Here is a 21,678-nt window from a genome sequence, read left to right as displayed (position 1 = left end):
TCCCAGGGTAAGACGCGTGACCTTCACACTTATACCCGCCACATGTACGTCCACACCTTCCGTGCAAGTATTGGGCTTTGACGATATTGGCCGCCTTACCCGGTGTGACCGCCTAATGCGGTTCCTGTTCGTCGGGCCAGTGTTTTGCCTGTGGCTTCCTTCAGATTCCACCTCGCGGTGGACACCCTTGCCGTCCGGCTAGTGGTTCCCCTTGCCGGGCCCACAGGGGACTTGCACCCCCAAGTCATCCGGCCAGCACCACCTGTACCGGAACAGCGCCCGTCAAGGCGCTACGCGCCATGCCTGGCGCACCACAAAAAAGGGCGGAATTCCGGTTCCGCCCTGACTTCCCGATACCTGAAGCGCTGCCCTATACCCGGTAGCGGCTGACCTGGTCGGACATCTCGGAGGCAAGATCCCTCAGCCGCTGGGTCGCATTGCCCGCCGTACGCGTTCCCTGCGCTGTCTGCTCGGTGATCGCAACGATCTCGTGCACGTTCTGGTTGATGGTCTCGGACACACTGGTCTGCTCTTCCGCCGCGCTGGCGATCTGGGTGTTCATATCGGTAATCGTGGCCACAGCCTGGCCAATGCGCTGAAGGGCATCGTTGACCCGGCGGGTCTCGGACACCGTCGCTTCGCTGCGCTCGCTGATCGAGCCGATCAGACTGACCGCGTTGCCAGCGCCGGACTGCAGCCGTTCAATCATATCCTGGATTTCCCGGGTGCTTTGCTGAGTCCGTCGTGCAAGTGTCCTCACTTCGTCGGCCACCACGGCGAACCCGCGCCCCGCCTCACCGGCTCGCGCCGCTTCAATGGCGGCGTTGAGCGCCAGCAGGTTGGTCTGGTCTGCAATTTCCCGGATCACCTCAAGCACGCTGTCGATCTGCCGGGAATCAGCACCGAGCTTCTCAATCACCCGGACTCCTTCTTCCACCTGCTCGGAAAGACCACCGATGACCTCCGTGGCCTGATGCACGAGCCCTTGCGCATCACACACCTGACCGTTGGCACTGTCTGCGGCGGCCGAGGCTTCACTGGCATTGGTCGCGACTTCCTGGGCCGCGGCCGTCATTTCACTCATCGCGGTGGCCACCTGGTCACTTTCAGACGTCTGCCGCTCAACACCCTGCTCAGCTTCGACCATCACCCGGTTCAGGTCGGCGGTAGCCTCGTTGAGCGTTCGCGTTGATGACAGTACGCGCTCAACCAGTCCGTGTACCTGATCGGCGAAGCTGTTGAACGCCGTTGCCAGCTGGCCCAGTTCGTCCCGACCGGACACCTCGAGCCGACGGGTAAGGTCGCCATCACCGCTGGCAATATCGTTCATGGCAGACACAGCGGACTTCAGAGGGCGAATAATGGTGCGAACAACAAACAGTGCCAGGAGAACAATCAGCACCAGCGCGACCAGCGACGTGCTGACCGACGCAATCACGGCGTCTTCCAGCGAGCCCGCCACCTCGCTTTCCATCTCCGCCACCTGCTTTTCGAGACCGTCAATCCAGAAGCCGGTACCAATCATTACACCCCACTTGGGCAGCATTTCAGCGTACCCCAGTTTCGGTGCAACCTCTCCGGTATCACTGTTTTTCCAGCCGTATGAAACATAACCGCCGTCATTACGGGCGGCTTTGACCAGTTCGCGGATGAGGTAGGTGCCGTTGGGGTCCTGAAAATCCCAGAGATTCCTGCCCTCGAGAGTCTGATTGACGCCGTGCATCACATTGACGCCGTTGGTGTCGTAGACGAAGAAATAGCCGGTGCTGCCCGAGTCGTTGAACCTCAACTGGCGCAGGATCTCCCAGGCTTGCGCCCGAACGGCGGGATCGTCCGCGGAGCCCGGCTGGTTATACAGGTGGTCTATGGACGACCGGGCGACAGCCAGATAATTCTGCAGCTCCTGACGCTTGCTCGCTTCCATGTCTGAGGAAAAACCGACAACCGCCTGATCGCCGATATCAGCAGCCTGGTTCAGGTTGTAACTGGTCAGGAAGGCGGTCAGTACGATAACGGGCACCAGGGCAAGCAGAAGCACCCGGGTCTGGATAGTGAGGTTTTTCATGGCAGTCCGTCTTCAGAGTCTGGTTCGCTGGGCAGCCGGCGAGACCGGCCGTGAAAAAGTCGCGCACTCTACTGAAAAACCGCTTCTGCCGTTATTGAGAAAAATGCGTAGTTTGTGTCTGGTCTGTAACTGACTTTTCCGCCACCGACAGCCGGCAACCGGGCCATCGCTCTCTCTGCAGCCACGCCTTAGTGTGACGCAGGTAACAAATTTCAACGCGTCTTAACAAAAACTGACAAATAACAAGGCAAACGCAATGAACCACATGACCCGATTGGCGCTGGTGTGCGCCATCGTTACCCTGTTGGCCGCCTGCGGTGGCGGTGGTGGCAAGACCGCTTCGGCAACGCCGGACACCGTTCGGGCCGATGCCTCACGGGCTCCCCACTCCTCTTCCCGGCAACCAACCCGTACCATCAGCCGGCCAGTACCCGAGAACAGCAGCGAAATGGCACATGCCTCCTGTAACAGCGGCGAGAACCTGAGCGGCGGGCGAAGTTACCGGGTCCAGATGCCTTCCCGGGTGGATGGCGCCGCCATCGTGTTTCAGGTATTCGAGCCCGCCCTGTTCGATTGCGACACCCGGCACCCCCTGATTCTCCAGGGCCACGGCTTCAGTGGATCCCGAACCACAGAAGCAGGCGACGATCTGCTTTCTCCCGTCCGGCCGCTGGTTGAGGCCGGCTACACGGTGATCAGCATTGACCAGCGTGGGCACGGTGAAAGCGGCGGCACCATTCGCGTGATGGATCCCGATTTTGAAGGTGAAGACCTCGTTCAGATCCTGGACTGGGCCGAAACCCGCCTCGACTACCTGAAATACGAGGACAACAACCTTCTGCTTGGCGCCGTGGGCGGCAGCTATGGCGGCGGGTTCCAGTACCTGCTGTACAACGTGGACCCGGATCGCCGGATGGACGCGATGGTTCCACAGATCACCTGGCACGATCTCACCTACAGTCTCAACCCTGGCGATGTCACCAAGAATTACTGGTTGGCCTTCCTCTCGCTGGCCGGCGATGCCGGCTCCGGCGGCTCTATGGATCCCTACCTGCGCAGCACGCTGATTGACGGCATCGTGAATAACCGTGTGGCCGAGCCGGCCCTCGACTTTTTCCACTACCACAGCCCCAGCTACTTCGCAGACAACGAGCGACAGCTGGCGCTGTTCGACAGCGGCAACACCCAGGAATACCTGCTGGACCCGATCACCGGCCAGATTCCTATCACCGGTGACGGTCGTTATATTCTAAAGACGCCCCAGCGCGAGCCTTATCCGGTGGATGTGCTGATGTTCCAGGGCATGCGGGACAGCCTGTTCCCGTTCAACGACGCCTACGAAAACTACCGGATCATGAAGCGGGGCGGCGGCGACGTGCGCCTGCTCACCTACCCCTTCGGCCACCACTACCTGGCGCCCAATGCCGGCTTGATCCAGGAAACCCTGGCCAATCTCACCTTCTACGCGGGTGAACTGCCCACCCTGGCGACCGGTGATCTGAACGGCCTTGGCAACTGCGGTGATATCGAAGTTACCCGGGCCACAGTGGCCTGGTTCAACGAGAAGCTGCTTGGCAAGGGAGACGTGAATAACGTCATCACCACCGGTGATCAGATCTGCTATACCCTGACCCCCGGCGATGCGGTAGCCGCGCCAGAGGTGACGGTCGGGGGTGCCCGTTTCGCGGTGGCCAACAAGGTCCTCGGAGCCGAACTGCCGGTCACCGCAACCACCGGGGCAGGTGCCCTGTTACCGGCGATCGTGCCGCTGACCACGCTGCCGGAAGAAGCCGTGATTGCGGGCATTCCGACACTGGATGTAACGGTGGGTTTTGGTGTTCCGGAACTGGATGCCCTGTGCCTGGACGAGTCAGATCCGGTTACCGCGACAGGCACCTGCGATGCCATCCTGTTTGTGGGGGTCGGGGTGATCAGAAGTGGTCTTTCCGTTCCCGAGCTTATCGACGAGCAGGTACAGCCTCTGCGCGGGCTTGGACGCCACTCGGTGGAGCTGACCGGCATTGCCGAGCGTCTGCAGGCGGGCGACCGTCTGGTACTGATGATCTACGGCCAGCACTCGACCTTCGCAGGCGCCTTCTCGCGGGACATCGTGACAGCATCGGTTCAGGTCAGTGGTGAGGTGGCGCTTCCGATCCTGACGCCAGACGGACAGCAGGCTCTGGCCCCGGAGTTGCTGGCAGACTGACCCGCCCCCGGTCACGCGGCCTCATCTGGGCCGGGTGGCCGTGTACACACCGTCAATCCTTGAACTGGGCTTTGTCCAGGCCGTGCTTGCGCATCTTGTCGTAGAGCGTCTTGCGGGCAATGCCCAGCTGCACCATGGTGTCCTTGATGCTGCCATGGCAGGCATTCAGGGCACTGATAATGGCCGAGCGCTCAAAGCCATCCATCATCTCGGAGAGCGTCTGGCGACCGGCCACATTGGCAGTACCGGACGGATCGTTCTCGTCGAGGGCGGCCGGCCCGAGCAACACGTAGCGTTCCGCCAGGTTCCTCAGCTCCCGCACGTTGCCGGGCCAGGAATGCTGCATAAGGCGGGCGGCCTGGCCCGCGTCCAGCGGCACGCTTTCCCGATCGTACCGGGCTGCCGCAATCAGTACGAAATGGTGAAACAGGAGGGGGATGTCCTCCTTTCGTTCCCTGAGCGGTGGAATGTCTACCTTGACCACGTTCAGCCGGTAGTAGAGGTCGGAGCGGAATTCGCCGTCGTCGCTGAGTTTTTTCAGGTCCGCCTTGGTGGCGGCAATAATTCGCACATCCACATCCTGAACCACATTGCTCCCGAGGCGCTCAACCTTCTGCTCCTCAAGCACCCTCAGCAGTTTCACCTGCAGGGGCATCGGCATGCTCTCCACCTCATCCAGGAACAGCGTGCCTTTGTGGGCGTGTTCAATCTTGCCGATCCGGCGTTTGTCGGCACCGGTGAAGGCGCCGGCCTCGTGGCCAAATAGCTCGCTTTCGATCAGGTTTTCCGGCACCGCGCCGCAGTTGATGGCAACGAAGTTATGGGCACTGCGGGCGCTGTTCTCGTGGATGTACCGGGCCAGCGCGTCCTTGCCCGAGCCGGTTTCGCCGTGCAGAAGAATGTTGGCGGAGATATCCAGGATCGGATCGATGGTGGCCATGACTTTCTGCATGGTGGGGGAATCCCCCAGAATCCGCGGGCCAGGCCTGGCCAAGTGGCGCAACTGGGCCTTGAGGCGACGGTTCTCCAGGGCCAGATGGCGTTTCTCGAGGGCATGCCGCAACAGCTCGATGAGCTCATCGTGATCGAAGGGCTTCTCGATGAAATCGTAGGCGCCCTGTTGCATGGCGGTCACCGCCGTGCTGATGTCGCCCTGGCCAGTGAGGATGATCACTGGTATGGCTTCGTCCATGCGGCGAATACGCTCGAGCATCTCCAGGCCGTTCATCTCCGGCATGTTGTAGTCACAAAGAACCACACCATCGTAGTCGGCAGTGATGTGACCCAGCGCCGTGGGCGCATCGCCAAAACAGCCAACCGGCAGCTCTTCCAGCGTCAGGGTCTGGGCGATAGCCTGGCGAATGTGCGGGTCATCGTCCACGAAGATTACCGAGGGCTCTTTCATTCCGTGGCCTCCCGTTTCCTGAGGGTTAGTACAAATTCCGCGCCCGGGCCGTCGCGGCGATTCCGCCCGGTGAGGCTGCCGCCCAACGCGTCCACAATCTGGCGCGAGATCGAGAGCCCAAGACCGAGGCCCTGCTTCACCGACTTGGTGGTGAAGAACGGCTCGAAAATCTGTTCGGTATCGCCCTGCAAACCGGGGCCGTTGTCCCGCACCAGGCACCGCCAGAAGTCCTCGGTCTCTTCAATATCAATCCGCACCTCGGGGCGTTCGCCGCCTTCCACGGCCTGAACGGCGTTGGCCATCAGATTCACCATCACCTGCTCGATACGAATCAGATCGCCATGGCACATCACTGGCTTGTCTGGCCGGTTCCAGCGTATGGCAATCTCCGAGCTGGATTTCTGGGCAACAATAATCTTCAGCGAGGCATCAATCGACTGCCGCAGATCCACCACCGCCGGCGGTCCCTCGGATTTGCGCGCGAACACCTTGAACTGCCGCGTCAGCTCCGCCATCTTGTCGCACAGCGAGATAATTTCTGTCAGGTTAGCATCCACCATCTCGCTGGCGCCCTTTTCGAGGAATCGCCGGCTGTTCCTGGCGTAGGTCTGGATGGCCGTCAATGGCTGGTTCATTTCGTGGTTGAGGCCGGCCGACATCTGGCCCAGGACCGCCAGCTTGGCTGCCTGGATCAGCTCCTGCTGGGTTTCCCGCAATTCGTTCTGGGTGCGTTCCCGTTCGCGGATTTCCTCCACCAGCTTGCGGTTGGAGTTTTCCAGATCAGCGGTACGCTCGGCCACACTGCGCTCCAGCTGCTCACCCCGCAACGCCAGCTCGGCTTCCCGCCGATAACGCTCCCGCAGGTAGAGCCAGGTCAGTAACCCACCAAAAAACAGGGCGGCGCCGCCGATGACAAACCCGAGCCGGGTCCAGACCACCGAATGGGTGCTGACCATGACCTGAAGCGTCCAGTCCATGCGCGGCAGCGGGGTACGCACACTCAGGTACTCCCGGGGCTTGCCGTTTTCCCGGATCCGGATGGTGGCCGACTGGTCGGACAACCCGGCGGGCTTGCCCAGGGTTTCCAGGGCCATGGGTGCCAGATCGCGGTCGGGGTAGCGCTGGCGCGAGTACTCATCGGGTACCGCACTGTCCAGCCCGGAAAAGTTCCGGTAAAGCCAGTTGGGCTTGCTGGCAAGAAAACTGATACCGTTCTGGTCCAGAACCACCATTTCAGCCTCGCGCAGGCCCGCAGGCCGGTCCCACTGGGATTCCAGCTCGTGCACCAGCACCTTCACTGCAACCACACCAAGCATACGCCCGTCTTCGTCCCGAACCGGGTGCGAGAAGTACAGTCCCCGCACCCCGGACATCAGACCGAGGGCAAAATAGATCGCGGAATCACCGGATTCCATGGCCTCGAAAAAATAGGGACGAAAACCGAAGTTGCGGCCGACAAAGCTGTCGGGCTGGAGATAGTTGTTGGCGGCGATGGTCAGGCCATCTGTGTCCATCAGGTAGACATCGGAACTGCCAACAATGGTCGCCATGCGCTGCATCTGCTCGTTGGCAGCCAGTATGGCAGCCGGGCTGTCCGGAGCCTCCAGCGCCCGAGCGAGTACCGGATGCTCGGCCATCAGTTCGGGCACAGGAAGATACCGGTTGAGCTCATTGGCCACCAGCTGTCGGTAGCGGAAGGATTCTTCCAGGCTCTCCTGCTCGACCTGCCGGTAACCGACCCAGCCACCGAGCACCCAGCTGCCCACGAGGGTCACTACAAATAGGAGAAAGACGCCGATCCGGTAGGCCATAGAAGCCGGTTCCTGCATGACTCTTGAAAGCCGCCAGAGTATAGCCGACCGAACCACAGAGCAACCGGGCCAGGGCCCGGCTGCTCTGTTCATCGGAGACCGCTCCCGGTCACGCCGGGTTGGCAGTCGCCAGACGGGCCCTGCGTTGCTTCTGGATAACAAACACCACCAGTGCCAGGCCAACGCCGGTGAGGTCGGTCCACAGACCGCCTTCGATCATCAGCAGAGCTGCGGCGATGAGCATAATTCGGCTCGTCCAGGAGGCAGATACCTGCCCGAACCAGCCCAGTACGCCGCCCGACAACAGGTATACACCGAAGGTGGCGGTCACCAGCGCCCGTGCAATCTCGAACCAGCCTGCGTCCATCAACAGCGCGCTGTTGTAGAAGAACATGAACGGTACGATGAACGCGGCAATACCGATCCGGAACGAGGCCACCGAGGTAGCCATGGCGTTGGCTCCGGAAATACCCGCCGCAGCGTAGGAGGCAAGCGCAACCGGTGGTGTGATGGCAGACACGACAGCAAAGTAGAACACGAAGAAGTGCGCCGTCAGCGGCTCAATGCCCAGCTGCACCAGACCGGGCGCAACCACCGACGCAGCCACCGCATAGGCGGCCGTGGTGGGCATGCCCATACCCAGCAGGATGGAAATGAACATCGCGAAAATCAGCGCCAGCAACTGACTGGCTTCAGCAACATCCAGCAGCAGCACCGAGAACCGCGCACCAACACCGGTCAGGGAGATAACCCCGACGATGATACCCGCGGCTGCACACACCACGATGATCTGGATGGCCATGATCGACGCCAGGTCCAGCGCCCGGAGGATGGCGCGAATGCCCATCTTGTTGGGCGACAGCCAGCTCACAACGGCGGCTGACACGGTCGCCAGGGTGCCGGCCCGGATAACGGAGTAACCCTGGAACAACGCCACAATCAGGATAATGATCGGGATGAACAGATAGATCTGCTTGATCAGACGCCGCAGCTTGGGCAGTTCGTCCTCACGCATGCCTCGCATGCCAGTCTTGGCGGCTTCGAAATCCACCATGAAGTAAACCGACGCGAAATACAGGATCGCCGGAATCACCGCCGCGATGGCGATTTCGGTGTAGGGGATGCCGGTAATCTCGGCCATGATGAAGGCACCGGCACCCATGATCGGGGGCATGATCTGACCGCCCGTTGACGCGGCGGCTTCCACGGCGCCGGCGGAGGTCTTCTTGTAACCCACTTTCTTCATCAGCGGGATAGTCAGCGAGCCAGTGGATACCACGTTGCCGGCACTGGTGCCGTTGATCATGCCCATAAGACCGGAGGCAAAGATGGCCACCTTGGCGGGACCGCCACGGGACCGGCCGGCGGCCGCGAAGGCAAAGTTCACGAAGTAGTCACCCACCTTGGACGCCTGCAGGAAGGCGGCAAAGATGATGAACAGGATGATGTAGGTGGACGACACCGCGGTGGTGGGTCCAAGGATACCGGCGTCGGTGTATACCTGACTGAAGAAACGTTTGACCGACAGGCCCGGGTAGCCAAGGAAGCCCGGCAGGTAAGGTCCGAGAAACACATAGGCCACGAACACCAGGCCGATGATCACGAGCGCCATGCCAGCCACGCGGCGGGTCATTTCCAGTATCAGGGCGCTGCCAGCGACCGCGGCAAAGGAGATGCCCACGGGTGAGAACGGGGTGCCCGTCGACATGCGGATGTTGGTGTTGTAAACCACCAGCAGATAAGCGGCGACAGACAGGGAGCAGACCATCAGCACGAGGTCCGGCACACTGAAACGTGAGCGTTCCCGCTGGTGGAACCAGCTCAGAATGATGCCGAGGGAGGTGGCGGCAAGCAGCGGCCAGCCGTAGTGCCAGGTCTCAAGCTCCGGCGCAATGCGCATGGCCCCGTTGTTGAGGGTCTGGTAGAAAGCGAACGCCTGGTACAGGGAATAGAACGCAGGCAACAGCGCCACGGCCGCCATCCAGGTGGTCCAGCGGTGGCGGGCACCGCCCTCTTCAGCGGTGGCAAACCGTGTGCCCGCATAGAGCATGAAGCCAAGCAGCAGTGCGCCAGCCACGTGAACAATCCGGAAGGACCAGGTTTCCAGCGGGGTGATGTTCAGGGTGTACAGATGGAACGACGAATAGGCGATCGTCAGAACCGTCACCAGTTTCAGTAGCCAGCCATCGAACAACCGTCGATTGGCCTCGACCGGCTCCTCATCGACGTTGTGGGCCAGAATGTGGTCTTCGTCCTCGGTTACCCGGGGCGAATGTTGGAGTTCGCGTTCAGTGGACATGGTTCAAGCCTGCTTGCGGGGCAACGAAATGGAATCTGGGCTAGAAAATCAGGAGGCTGCCGAAGCAGCCCCCTCAGAAGCTACGGGTGTTACTTGATCCGGTCTGCCGGAATCTCGTAGCCGTTTTCATTGAACCAACGCGCTGCACCCGGATGCCAGGGCAGAACATTGTTCTTGGTGTAGTTCTCAGGAACGCTGGTACGCGCCGCCTTGTGGATAGACACCATCTTGTCGTTGTTTTCCATGGTGGTCTTCACCATCTCATAGACCAGGCTTTCAGAGACGTCGCAGTTGGCGATCGCGAAGTTCCACATGGACACTACGGTGGAGGGCTCATCCAGCGACTGATAAGTGCTGGCCGGGATCGTGAATTCGGCCACAGGGAAGGCATCGGTGATCTTCTTCAGCTCTTCCTCGGTCATACCGATGATGTTCACGTCGGTCTGCACTTCCAGCTGGCTTACGGCGGGAATGGGAATCCCGGCGGCAAAGGCCACCACGTCAATCAGGCCATCCTGAAGCTGGGTACCCAGGTCGGCCCAGCTGCCATTACGACGCTCGAAGTTCACACCCAGGGTTTCCATCATCTTCGGGAAATAGGTGTCAGAGGTGGAACCGGCCGGGCCGAAACCAATCTTGGCACCATCGGGGATGTCGGCGATGGACGTGATGCCGGAGCTGGACAGCGTGGTTACCGAGAACGGAGTCTGGTACATGGGGAACATGGCACAGACGTTGTCCATGGCCATGCCCGGAGCCAGCGGGCTGTTGCCTTCCAGTGATTCACGGGCCGGGCCCATGGTGGTCAGGCCAAAGTTGAGGTCACCGGTGTGCACCAGCGCCATGTTCTGCATCGGGCCGCCAGTGATCTCGGCGCCACCGGAAATACCCAGGGTCTCGGCCATGTAGTTGGCCCAGCCAGAACCGTAGGCAAAGTAGGTTCCGCCCTGACTTGCAGTACCGATGGTGAAGCTCTGGGGCCAGTCGGACTTGTCCTGGGCGGCTACGGGGCCGGCGATGATGGTAGTGGCAACAGCGGCTGCCAGAACGGCTTTGATCTTCATAGAGGATGCTCCCTGATATCGTTTTGTTAGTTGGGTGCTCAACGAAGCGGAAAGGCTTCGATTCTCCGGGTACAGCAAGGACCAGACCAAATCCCGAAAATTCTTTTAAACCAGCCGGTTAAAACTATTGGACTCCATACAGAACCCGACAATGGGTGGTTTTCCACCCATCCCTCGCAAGTGATGGGTGGGAACCGAAACACCTCGATGTGTGAGGGCTCCGGGCGAAACGATGCTGTCTTACCAACGCCCCTGCAAGGTCGCCACGATCCGTCGGCTGCCGGCCCGGTCCCGGTGCTCGCAGAGATAGATCCCCTGCCAGGTGCCGAGGGCCAGGCGGCCATGATGTACCGGGAGGGTCAGGGACGGTCCGATCAGGATGCTCTTGATGTGTGCCGGCATGTCGTCGGGGCCCTCGGCCACGTGCTCGTAGTGCGGGGCGTTCTCGGGCACCATCACGTTGAAGTGACGTTCCAGGTCGCCCCGGACATCCGGATCGGCGTTCTCGTTTACCGCCAGGGAGGCGGAAGTATGCTGGATAAACAGATGCAACAGGCCGACCTCGCAATGGGTCAGCTCCGGCGCCTGTGCGACAACGTCGTTGGTCACCAGATGGAAGCCCCGGGGCATGGGTGCCAGCTCGATGAATGTCTGATCCCAGATCATGATGGCCCTCCTCGGTGCGCAGCTGCCAGCGCTAGTGCCTGCTATTTCTGCCGGTCGTCCCATGGGTGCACGGGCACTACCGCATCGCCCATGTCTCCCTCGTAACTGCTGCGGAAATACTCCATGGCCTTCTCGGCCTCGCTAAGCTCGTCAAAGCGGGCCACGTGGTAAATGGCCTCGCCCTCGTTCACCAGGGGCAGGTTGTTCACGCAGATGACAATGCCCGAACAGGGTGATACCACGGCGGTTTCCGACTCACCAAACGGGTCGGCCACCATGGCCAGGCGCTGGCCCTTGCGCACCTTCTGGCCGAGGCGGGCGACCGGGCGCATGATGCCATCGATGTCTGCCCTCGCCCACTGGGAGTTGGCGGCGGTTTCCGAGCGCTTCCTCGGGGCCTTGGGGCCTTTTTTCGGGGGCACCATGGCCAGTTCCCGCATCACCCGGATAACGCCTTTCACGCCACTGCTGATCACCACGTCATCGAACCGCAGCGCCTCACCGCCCTCGAAGGTGATCACCGGAATGTCCTGGGAGTCCGCGTAGGCGCGCAAACTGCCTTCGCGCAGACCAGAGTTGATGATGATGGGCGCCCCGAAGGCCTCGGCCATACGCACGGTCTCCGGGTTCTTCAGCTCGGCCCGGATCTGCGGCAGGTTGAACCGATGCACCGCGCCGGTATGCAGGTCGATGATGTGGGTGACCTTCTCCATGATCTGACTTCTCAGCAGGTAGGCAATTCGCCCACCCAGCGAGCCGGTTTCACTGCCCGGGAAACAGCGGTTCAGGTCGCGGCGGTCCGGCAGATACCGCGTGCGCTGCACAAAGCCGAAAATGTTGACGATGGGCACCGCCACCAGGGTGCCGCGCAGGTGCCTCAGGGCTGAATTGGTCAGCACCCGGCGAACAATTTCCACGCCGTTGATCTCGTCGCCGTGGATGGCACCGCACACCATCAGCACCGGCCCGTCCCGGCGCCCATGAACCACCTCCACCGGAATATGCAGGGGGGTGTGGGTGTACAGCTTGGCCACCGGTACTTCCACGGTCTGGCGGGTGCCCGCCTTGATCTGGCTGCCGGCAATCTCGAAGGGCGATCGGGCCATGGCTCAGCCTCTCCCCCCTTTGGTCCCGGTTTTCCAGGGCTTCTGGTTTTTCTCGGTCCAGTTGATGATCATGCCCGCCACGTTCTTGCCGGTGGCGTTCTCGATGCCTTCCAGGCCCGGCGAAGAGTTCACCTCCATCACCAGCGGTCCTCGACTTGAACGCAGCAGGTCAACGCCGGCCACGTTCAGGCCCATGGCCTTGGCGGCCTTGATGGCAGTTCGGCGCTCTTCCGGAGTAATGCGTACCAGCGAAGCCGTGCCACCCCGATGCAGGTTGGAGCGGAATTCGCCCTCGGCCCCCTGGCGCTTCATGGCGGCAATCACCTTGTCACCAATCACGAAGCAGCGGATATCGGCACCGCCTGCTTCCTTGATGAATTCCTGCACCAGAATGTCTGCCTTCAGGCCCATGAACGCTTCAATCACACTCTCCGCGGCCTTGCGGGTTTCCGCCAGCACCACGCCAATGCCCTGGGTGCCCTGCAGCAACTTGATCACCACCGGGGCGCCGCCGACCATCTTCAGCAGCTCCGGTACGTTATCCGGCTTGTTGGCAAAGCCGGTGATCGGCATGCCCACACCCTTGCGCGCCAGCAGCTGGAGCGAGCGCAGTTTGTCCCGGGAGCGGCTGATGGCAACCGATTCGTTCACCGGGAACACCCCCATCATCTCGAACTGGCGCAATACCGCGGTACCGTAGAAGGTAACCGAGGCGCCGATCCGGGGGATCACCACGTCGAAGTCCTCCAGGACCTCCTCGTGGTAGTGGATCTGGGGATTGGCAGAGGTGATGTTCATGGAGCAGTGAAGGCAGTCGATCACCTTCACTTCGTGGCCACGATTGATGCCTTCTTCCACCAGACGACGGGTGGAGTACAGATGGCGGTTTCGCGACAGTACCGCAATTTTCATTTATCAGTCCTTAGGGCCGGTTCACCGGCAAGATAGGAAGCTTCAGGATAGACCACCGCGCGACCCGCCATGGCGGTTCGACCGAGCAGCATCCGGAACCGCATGGAATCGCGGTTGGTCAATGTCATTTCAATGGGCCAGCTCTGGCCACCGATCACCAGCGTGGTTTCAATCACCAGGCGCATTTCCTTGTGCCCGCCGGAATCGGAAACGTTGCGTTCGTCCAGGACCCGGGCATCGCATTCCACCACCTGATGCAGGTCGTTCTGGACCGGATGCACCCAGAACCGGACGCGGCGTTCGCCATTCTCCGTGTAGGGTTCCACCCGAAAGGTATGCAGACACGAGGTGCGCGCCCCGGTGTCGATCTTGGCCTTGATCCGGCCGATGTCCAGGTCCGGCAGAGCCACCCATTCACGCCACCCCAGGTCAACCTTGTTCTCGGCAGGTTTTGGCCTGATCGTCTTCAACGGCGGGGCGGCTGTGTCAGTGGTTTTTGTCGACATCCGGGCGATCCTTATCGTTTCCTGTTTCAGGCACTGGTGCCGGCGCTCCGTCCGCACCCATCAACTGAATGCGGAAGGGCTCGGAATGACTGCCGGCATAAACACTGGTGTGGGGGAACGGAATCTCGATTCCCTCCTGGTCCAGGGTTTTCTTGATGGCGACCATCATCCCGCTACGCCCCTCAAGCACTCGGTCTTTGGGCACCCAGAAGGAAAACTGGAGATCCACGGACGAAGGGCCGAAGGCGGTCACCAGGGTAAAAGGCTTGGGCTCTTCCAGGCAGTTGGGGTCCTTTTCCGCCAACCCCAGCAGTAGCGCTTCAACTCGTTCCACATCTTCAGCGTAGGCAATTCCCACGGTCAGGTCGAGCCGGCGGATGGGAAACCGGGACCGGTTCACCACACGGGTCTTGATCAGCGTCTCGTTGGGAATGCGCACGTAAAGGTTATCGGAGGTTCGCAGTTTCACGCTGAGCATATCGATGCCCACCACCTCACCCATGGTGGCTTCCACCTCAATAAAGTCACCGATCTCGAACGGTTTTTCCACCAGCAGGAACAGGCCGCTGATCATGTTCGAGGCCGAGGTCTGGGAGGCAAAGCCAATGGCCACGGTGAGAATACCGGCAGCGCCCAGTACCACATCCAGGGAAAAACCGGCCTCGCGCAAGGCCGCAACGAAAAACAGGATGATGATGAGATAGAACACCAGCCGCCGAACCATCACCGTATGGTGGCGGGTGGAGCGCTCGGCCATGAACCGGGTGACACTGCGGGCAGCCAGGGACGCCAGGAAAATACCGAGAACCATCAGGAATGCCGAACTGATCCACTGACCCCAGGCGATGTCGGTAAACACCCTCATCACGCCTGCCTCGATTGTCTCTAGCACGATAACAGCTCCATCAAGATCCGGATCAGCCGAACATTCGGTCAAACGCCCGAACCAGACGGCCACGGGCTACTTTTTCACGGGCATCCGCCACGTGCCTGCAGGGGCCGGCGGCCGCAAGCAGGCTCTGCTCCACGTGCAGGCTGGCGGAATTCAGCTCCGTTTCCACCTCCACCGTCACACCCGGCGTCCACAGCTGGCCCCGCTCATTGAGGTGCAGCGACAACAACGGCGTTGGCAGACTGAACCGCTCCAGCAGCAGCGGCTCGTCCCGGCTGTTGATCAGGGTGACCGGTGTCACTGCCCGCCAGGGGCGCTTGGGCACAGCCTCCAACACCAGCCGGGCAACACTGGCCGATGCGTAACACAGCTCGCCCTCCATGGTGTTACGCCCCACCCAGGTGAGTGACGGCGTTGCCAGGGGAATTTCCGTCAGTACCGCCTGACGCTCCCCGACACAGACCTTCATCCAGACCAGCGTGCCCACATAGATGGTGCAGCGGCCGCCCGCCGGAATGGTGAGCGGCTGGAACGGCCGGATGACTGTGGGCAGCTTGGCCAGGGCAGGTACGAAGGTGACCGTCGAAGACGGGTTTTCCCGGATGAATCGCTGCAGCGGAACCGATGCCGACGGCAGGGTATGGCCAATGGTTTCGGTCCAACCGACCGGCTCGGTGTCGAGCTCGAGAGTCTCAGACCTGATCTGCCACTCGAGATCCAGCATCGTGACCCACAATCGGATGTGACCCAACTGGTGGTACTGGGTCTGCCCGGAAGCCAGCGAATACGGCTGGGCCCACACGCCGTCTCGACGGCCCTCGGTTGTGTTCTCCATGTTCCGAACCAGACTCCTGGAAATTGACCGGCTGACTGATGATGTTCTGCACTCGGGTATTCTGCACTGACCTATTCTTGACCGGCCTGGCGTGTTCTTACCCGTAAAGTGCCTTAACTATAATCCAATCCACCAGCCCGGGCGAATATCCAAGTCAGTGATTTTATTGAAGCACCGGGCTGTATTTACCCCTACACCAACCACTTCAACAGCAATGGATGACGGATGACACAACTGGTCTGGTTCCGAAACGATCTGCGCATTGCCGACAACCCGGCACTCACGGCCGCCTGCGATAGTGAAGACACAGTCAGGGCCTGTTTTATCCTCACCCCGGAGCAGTGGCAGGAACACGACTGGTCACCGGCCCGGGTGCAGTTCGTGATTGCGCATGCCAACGCCCTGGCCGAACGGCTGGCGGAACTGGGCATCCCGCTCTCCTTTATCCACGCCCGGCGTTTCAGCGACAGCATCGATGCCCTGGCAGACCACTGTGCGCACGAGGGCATCCGTACCCTGCACTTCAACGAGGAATACGGCGTTAACGAGCGGAAACGGGACAAAACCATAAAAGCCCGGCTCGACGACCTGGACATCGGCGTGCGCAAATACCGGGACCAGACCGTGGCCCCCGTGGGCGAGATACTGACCCAGCAGAACGAGCCCTACTCCGTATTCACGCCCTTCTCCAGACGCTGGCGCAGCTGGATCGACGAGACCCAGCCAGGCCTGTTTCCAGCCCCGGCTTCCCGGGGCGATCGCCTGAAACCGGAGCGCATTGACGCCGTACCCGAGGCCTTCCGCAATGCCCCGGAGCCCCTGGTAGCCACCGGCGAAGACGCCGCCCACAACCAGCTGGAACAATTCCTCGAGCACCGGGCCGGCGCCTACAAGGATCAGCGAGACTTTCCGGCTGTTGATGGCACCAGCCAGCTCTCCCCTTACCTGGCCAACGGCGTGCTTTCCGGGCGCCAGTGCCTGATCGCCGCCAGACAGGCCCAGGGTGCGGGCGGCAACCAGCAGGGCCTGAGCACCTGGATCAACGAAATCGCCTGGCGCGACTTCTACGTGCACATTCTTTACCACTACCCGAGGGTGAGCATGCACCGCGCCTTCAAACCCGAAACCGAAGACCTGCGCTGGAACACCCCCGGCGAGCACCTGGAAGCCTGGAAAACCGGCAACACCGGCGTACCCATCGTCGACGCCGCCATGCGCCAACTCCGGGAAACCGGCTGGATGCACAACCGCCTGCGCATGATCACCGCCATGTACCTGACCAAGAACCTGTTCATCGACTGGCGCCTGGGCGAAGCCTGGTTCATGTCCAACCTGATCGACGGCTTCCTGGCCTCCAACAACGGCGGCTGGCAATGGAGCGCCTCCACCGGCACCGACGCCGCCCCCTACTTCCGGGTGTTCAACCCGGTGACCCAGAGCGAACGCTTCGACCCTAACGGCGACTTCATCCGGCAATGGGTACCGGAAATCGCAAAGCTCGACAGCAAACGCATCCACGACCCGGGCGCCAAAGGCGGTGTGATTCCGAAAGGGTATCCAAGACAGATCGTGGATCTTAAAGAAAGCAGGAAAGAAGCGATCGCGAAGTTTCAGGCGTTGAAGAACTGAAACTCTCTGGAGGGCTGACTCTATACCCGGAAGCGGGGTTGGCGATGGTCTGCCCAAAACCCTGCGGAGCCATGGGTGGAGTGCGCAGCACTTCACGGGCAAGCCAGGGAAGGCTTGCCCAGGACCTCTGGCGCGACGCAGGAGCATTAGCGACAGAGGGCGGAGCGGAGCCTACAAGGACGTATTCACGGCGTGTTTTGGGCAGACCATCGCCAACTCCGCCGCCACCCAATTTAAACAGAACAAACAGGGCAATCAGGATCCCGAGCCAGCTTCATCTCTCGCCACTGCATCTGCCAGGCATCCAGAATCAACAGACGCCCGACCAATGGCTCGCCCACCCCCGAAATCACCTTGATGGCCTCCATCGCCTGGGCCGCGCCAATCATCCCCACCAGAGGCGCAATCACCCCAGCCTCCGAACAGGTCAGATCCTCATTGCCCTGCTCAGGATACAGGCAGTGGTAACAGGGACTGTCCTCGCGCCGGCTGTCGTAAACCGAGAGCTGGCCTTCCCCGCGAATGGCGGCGCCGGACACCAGCGGCACCTTTGCCGCCACGCAGGCGCGATTCAGGGCAAACCGCGTGTTGAAGTTGTCGGTGCAATCCACCACCAGACTCGCCTCCTCCACCCGACGGGCCAGAGCGTCGCCCTCCAGGCGCTCATTCACGGCAGTCACCGACACCAGCGGATTGGTCCGGAGCACCCGCTCGGCCAGGCTTTGCGCCTTGGATTCGCCCAAATGGCCCTGGTCAAAACCGATCTGGCGCTGCAGGTTGGCCAGCTCCACCGTGTCGTCGTCCACCAGCGTGAGGTTACCCACGCCAGCGGCACCCAGGTAGAGCGCCACCGGGCAACCCAGGCCGCCGGCACCAAGCACCAGTACCCGGGCAGACTTCAGGGTTTCCTGGCCGGCAATATCGAACCTGGGCATCAGGATCTGCCGACTGTAGCGCAATAATTCTTCGTCATTAAGCATTCACATCTCCCTACCCGGCCTGGGCCATTTCAATCCGCTGACGCCAACCACTGGCCGAGGGTCAGCCGGTCCCGACCACCATAATCCTGTCTTCCACGGATACTGGAAAAGCCTCGCTCCCGAAACAGGGCCGCCACGGATTCTGCCTGATCATAGCCATGCTCCACCAACAGCCAGCCGCCTTCAACCAGCCAGTCCGGCGCCTGCTCCACGATCAATTTCAGGTCATCCAGGCCATCGGGGCCCGAGACCAGGGCAGAGGCAGGCTCGAAGCGCACATCGCCAAGGACCAGATGTTCATCGTGCTCCGGTATATAGGGGGGGTTGGAGACAATCAGATCAAATCGCTGCGGCTGCAGCCCGGCATACCAGGCGCTTTCAACCACGGTGACAGACAACCCCAAATCCCGAGCGTTCTCCCGGGCCAGGTCCACCGCCCCGGCGACGGCATCACTGGCGAAAATCTGCCAACCCGGGCGTTCACTGGCCAGGGCCAGGGCAATGGCACCGGTTCCGGTGCCCAGGTCCAAAACCCGAGCATCCCCGGGCAACGGCAGTGCGAGGGCGGCTTCCACCAGGCTTTCCGTGTCGGGTCGGGGAATCAGCGTCGAGGCCGAGACTTTCAGGGGCAGCGACCAGAATTCCTGGTGCCCCAACAGGTGCGCAACCGGGCGACCGGCCTCCCGCTCCCGAACCAGGGCCTCGAACGCCTCCGCCTGGTCCGCCGGAATTGACTGCTCCGGCCAGGCCCGGAAGCGGGTCCGGTTCAAGCCGGTGACATGGCTGAGCAGGAGCTCGGCATCCAGCCTCGGCGAATCGCCACCAATCCGTACAGAGGCAGCCTGCAGGAGGGTTTCGCAAGTCAGTGAGGGGTCACTGGTCATCGGCAAGCGAGGCCAGCAACTCGGCTTGATGCTCCTGCTGCAGAGGCACCACCACCGCATCCAGATCCCCGGCAATCACCTCATCCAGCTTGTAGAGCGTGAGATTGATGCGGTGATCGGTCACCCGGCCCTGGGGGAAATTATAGGTGCGAATCCGCTCGGAACGGTCGCCACTGCCAACCAGACTCTTACGGGTCTCGGCCATGGATTTCTGCTGGCGCTCGGTCTCGGCGTTCTGCAGCCGCGACGCCAGCAAACTCAGGGCCTTGGCCCGGTTCTTGTGCTGGGAGCGCTCTTCCTGGCACTCGACCACAAGGCCCGTGGGCAGATGGGTGATGCGAATGGCGGAATCGGTTTTGTTAACGTGCTGACCGCCGGCCCCGGAGGCCCGAAACGTGTCCACTCGCAGGTCGGCCTTGTTGATCTCGATGGCCTCGGCCTCATCCGCTTCCGGCATCACCGCCACGGTGCAGGCAGAGGTGTGAATCCGGCCCTGGGATTCGGTTTCAGGCACCCGCTGCACGCGGTGGGCGCCAGACTCGAACTTGAGAGTGCCGTAAACGCCGTCGCCGGCCACCCGGGCGATAATCTCCTTATAGCCCCCGTGCTCACCCTCGCTCTCGCTAAGCACTTCCACCTGCCAGCGCCGGCGCTCGGCATAGCGGCAGTACATCCGGAACAGGTCGCCGGCAAAAATCGCGGCCTCGTCGCCGCCGGTTCCGGCGCGGATCTCCAGGAACACGTTCTTGCCGTCATTCGGGTCCTTCGGCAGCATCAGGCGCTGGAGTTCCTCGTCCAGTTCCTCACTCTTCTGCCGGGCCAGAGTCAGCTCTTCCTCGGCCATCTCGCGCATGTCGGCGTCGCCGTCCTTGGCCAGTTCCCGGGCCGCCTCGATGTCGCTGAGCGAGCTGCGCCAGGCCTCGAAGCACTGCACGATGGGCTCAATCTCGGCAAATTCCCTGGAAAGCTCCCGGAACTTGTCCTGCTGGGCAATGATGGAAGAATCGCTGAGCAAAGCGCTGACTTCCTCGAAGCGGTCTGTCAGTTGCTCGAGGCGGGATTGGATCGATGGCTTCATAGTTTTTCCGGAGTGGTCGTCGCGTCCGCGTCCAGTGCATCCAGCTGGTGCAATTCACGCAGCCACTCTGTCACCTCGGTTCGACCTTCGGTTGTGGCCTTGCGAACCTGAACCGAGGGTTCGTGCAGAAGCTTGTTGGTCAGGCCCCGCGCCAGACTGCGCAGCACGGTTTCGGGGTCACCGCCGTTGCGCAGGGCTCTCAGGGCTTTATCGATTTCGTTGTCGCGCAGCAGTTCCGCACGCTGCCGGAACTGCTTGAGGGTGGAAACAGCATCCAGGGCCCGGAGCTGATTGAGGAAATCCTGAACCCCCGCAGCCACCAGGTTTTCCGCTTCCCGGGCCGCGCCCTCACGGGAACGGATGTTCTCTTCAATCACCTGGCGCAGGTCGTCAACGGTGTACAGGTACACATCGGCAAGCGAACCCACCTCCGGCTCGATATCCCGGGGTACTGCAATATCCACCATGAAATAGGGCCGGTGCTTGCGCCGCTTCAAGGCACGTTCAACGGCGCCCTTGCCCAGAATGGGCAGAGGACTGGCGGTGGAGGAGATGATGATATCCACATCCGGCAGGTGCTCCGGGATTTCGGACAGCACAATGCCTTTGCCACCGCGTGATTCCGCCAGCGCCTGCGCGCGCTCAAGGGTACGGTTGGCCACCAGAAAATCGCGGACGCCGGCATCGGCCAGATGGCGAGCCACCAGCTCGATGGTTTTGCCGGCACCGATCAGCAGCGCCTTGTTGCGGGACATGTCGGCAAAAATGTGGTGCGCCATGCTCACCGCCGCGTAGGCGACTGATACCGGATTCTCGCCGATGGCCGTCTGGGTCCGCACCCGCTTGGCCACCGAAAACGTATGCTCAAACAGACGTGACAGGAAGGAGCCACTGGCCCCGTGTTCCCGCGCCAGGGCATAGGCGTCTTTGAGTTGCCCCAGAATCTGGGGCTCACCCAGCACCATGGAATCCAGCCCGGCCGCCACACGCATCATGTGCCTCACGGCATCTCCATCCCGATGCATGTAGAGCGCTTCTTCAAGCTCGGCCGTCTCAAGGCCGTGGAAGCCTGCCAGCCACCGCAGCACCATGGGCGCACAGTCATCATCGCCCGCCAGGTAGAGCTCGGTGCGGTTGCAGGTGGACAGGATGGCGGCCTCGCTGGCGCCGGAGGTCGCGCGCAGCTCGGCAAACGCCTCGGCCATACGCTCAGGCGTGAACGCCACCCGCTCCCGAAGCTCTACGGGGGCGGTGCGATGATTGATGCCGAGCGTTAAAAGTGCCATGGGCGGGATGTACGACCTTTTACCGGAAAGATGTCAAAACCTTCACAATGCCTG

At 61.5% G+C, this 21,678-nt stretch carries 17 protein-coding genes; 2 read left to right on the top strand and 15 right to left on the bottom strand.

What is annotated here, in order from left to right; translation table 11 throughout:
• Positions 1-370: 370 nt before the first annotated feature.
• Positions 371-2,065, bottom strand: a complete 1,695-nt coding sequence (locus ACFC20_RS04855) for a methyl-accepting chemotaxis protein (RefSeq protein ID WP_375192014.1) — start codon at positions 2,063-2,065, stop codon at positions 371-373.
• 256 nt (positions 2,066-2,321) lie between these two features.
• Between ACFC20_RS04855 and ACFC20_RS04850 the strand changes: the two genes are divergently transcribed.
• The gene (locus tag ACFC20_RS04850) at positions 2,322-4,271 is read left to right on the top strand and encodes an alpha/beta hydrolase family protein (RefSeq protein ID WP_375192013.1); all 1,950 of its coding nucleotides are present in this window, start codon (positions 2,322-2,324) and stop codon (positions 4,269-4,271) included.
• 52 nt (positions 4,272-4,323) lie between these two features.
• On the opposite strand, the gene ACFC20_RS04845 is transcribed toward ACFC20_RS04850, so the two are convergent.
• The 10 genes from ACFC20_RS04845 to ACFC20_RS04800 form a co-directional block, all read right to left on the bottom strand.
• Entirely contained in the window at positions 4,324-5,676 is a 1,353-nt protein-coding gene (locus ACFC20_RS04845; protein ID WP_375192012.1) for a sigma-54-dependent transcriptional regulator, read from the bottom strand.
• The gene (locus tag ACFC20_RS04840) at positions 5,673-7,487 is read right to left on the bottom strand and encodes an ATP-binding protein (RefSeq protein ID WP_375192011.1); all 1,815 of its coding nucleotides are present in this window, start codon (positions 7,485-7,487) and stop codon (positions 5,673-5,675) included. The genes ACFC20_RS04845 and ACFC20_RS04840 overlap by 4 nt, the downstream gene beginning before the upstream one ends.
• Positions 7,488-7,596: 109 nt before the next feature.
• Positions 7,597-9,786 (bottom strand): TRAP transporter permease, encoded by a 2,190-nt coding sequence (locus ACFC20_RS04835; RefSeq protein WP_375192010.1) that lies wholly within the window; start codon positions 9,784-9,786, stop codon positions 7,597-7,599.
• 89 nt (positions 9,787-9,875) lie between these two features.
• Positions 9,876-10,850, bottom strand: a complete 975-nt coding sequence (locus tag ACFC20_RS04830) for a TAXI family TRAP transporter solute-binding subunit (protein WP_375192009.1) — start codon at positions 10,848-10,850, stop codon at positions 9,876-9,878.
• A gap of 240 nt (positions 10,851-11,090) precedes the next feature.
• The gene (locus ACFC20_RS04825) at positions 11,091-11,516 is read right to left on the bottom strand and encodes a secondary thiamine-phosphate synthase enzyme YjbQ (protein ID WP_375192008.1); all 426 of its coding nucleotides are present in this window, start codon (positions 11,514-11,516) and stop codon (positions 11,091-11,093) included.
• A gap of 41 nt (positions 11,517-11,557) precedes the next feature.
• On the bottom strand, positions 11,558-12,622 hold the full coding sequence (locus tag ACFC20_RS04820) for a succinylglutamate desuccinylase/aspartoacylase family protein (RefSeq protein ID WP_375192007.1): 1,065 nt from the start codon (positions 12,620-12,622) through the stop codon (positions 11,558-11,560).
• A gap of 3 nt (positions 12,623-12,625) precedes the next feature.
• Positions 12,626-13,534 carry a 30S ribosomal protein S6--L-glutamate ligase gene (gene rimK, locus ACFC20_RS04815; protein ID WP_091991656.1) on the bottom strand — a complete coding sequence of 303 codons (909 nt, stop codon included), beginning with the start codon at positions 13,532-13,534 and terminating at the stop codon, positions 12,626-12,628.
• On the bottom strand, positions 13,531-14,040 hold the full coding sequence (locus ACFC20_RS04810; RefSeq protein ID WP_375192006.1) for an ATP-dependent zinc protease: 510 nt from the start codon (positions 14,038-14,040) through the stop codon (positions 13,531-13,533). The genes rimK and ACFC20_RS04810 overlap by 4 nt, the downstream gene beginning before the upstream one ends.
• On the bottom strand, positions 14,021-14,905 hold the full coding sequence (locus tag ACFC20_RS04805; RefSeq protein ID WP_375192023.1) for a mechanosensitive ion channel family protein: 885 nt from the start codon (positions 14,903-14,905) through the stop codon (positions 14,021-14,023). Before ACFC20_RS04805 ends, ACFC20_RS04810 begins: the two co-directional genes overlap by 20 nt.
• 52 nt (positions 14,906-14,957) lie before the next feature.
• Complete coding sequence (locus ACFC20_RS04800) at positions 14,958-15,767, bottom strand: hypothetical protein (RefSeq protein ID WP_375192005.1); 810 nt, start codon at positions 15,765-15,767, stop codon at positions 14,958-14,960.
• A 225-nt stretch (positions 15,768-15,992) separates the two neighbouring features.
• Here ACFC20_RS04800 and phrB point away from each other — a divergent pair, with 225 nt between their 5' ends.
• On the top strand, positions 15,993-17,396 hold the full coding sequence (gene phrB / locus ACFC20_RS04795; protein ID WP_375192004.1) for a deoxyribodipyrimidine photo-lyase: 1,404 nt from the start codon (positions 15,993-15,995) through the stop codon (positions 17,394-17,396).
• Between the two features lie 233 nt (positions 17,397-17,629).
• Here the strand turns inward: phrB and ACFC20_RS04790 are convergent, their stop codons facing one another.
• The 4 genes from ACFC20_RS04790 to hemA are packed head-to-tail and all read right to left on the bottom strand — an operon-like array spanning position 17,630 to position 21,624.
• On the bottom strand, positions 17,630-18,376 hold the full coding sequence (locus ACFC20_RS04790; protein ID WP_375192003.1) for a ThiF family adenylyltransferase: 747 nt from the start codon (positions 18,374-18,376) through the stop codon (positions 17,630-17,632).
• 29 nt (positions 18,377-18,405) lie between these two features.
• Positions 18,406-19,260, bottom strand: coding sequence for a peptide chain release factor N(5)-glutamine methyltransferase (prmC, locus tag ACFC20_RS04785; RefSeq protein WP_375192002.1), 855 nt, complete (start codon positions 19,258-19,260; stop codon positions 18,406-18,408).
• Positions 19,250-20,338: a peptide chain release factor 1 gene (prfA, locus tag ACFC20_RS04780; RefSeq protein ID WP_375192001.1), complete on the bottom strand. Its 1,089-nt coding sequence runs from the start codon at positions 20,336-20,338 to the stop codon at positions 19,250-19,252. Before prfA ends, prmC begins: the two co-directional genes overlap by 11 nt.
• Entirely contained in the window at positions 20,335-21,624 is a 1,290-nt protein-coding gene (gene hemA, locus ACFC20_RS04775) for a glutamyl-tRNA reductase (protein WP_375192000.1), read from the bottom strand. Before hemA ends, prfA begins: the two co-directional genes overlap by 4 nt.
• Positions 21,625-21,678: the final 54 nt, after the last annotated feature.

Source organism: Marinobacter sp. (assembly GCF_041984545.1).
Classification (GTDB): domain Bacteria; phylum Pseudomonadota; class Gammaproteobacteria; order Pseudomonadales; family Oleiphilaceae; genus Marinobacter.
The sequence above is the reverse complement of the archived record's forward strand: the minus strand, read 5'-3'. Positions and strand labels throughout refer to the sequence as shown.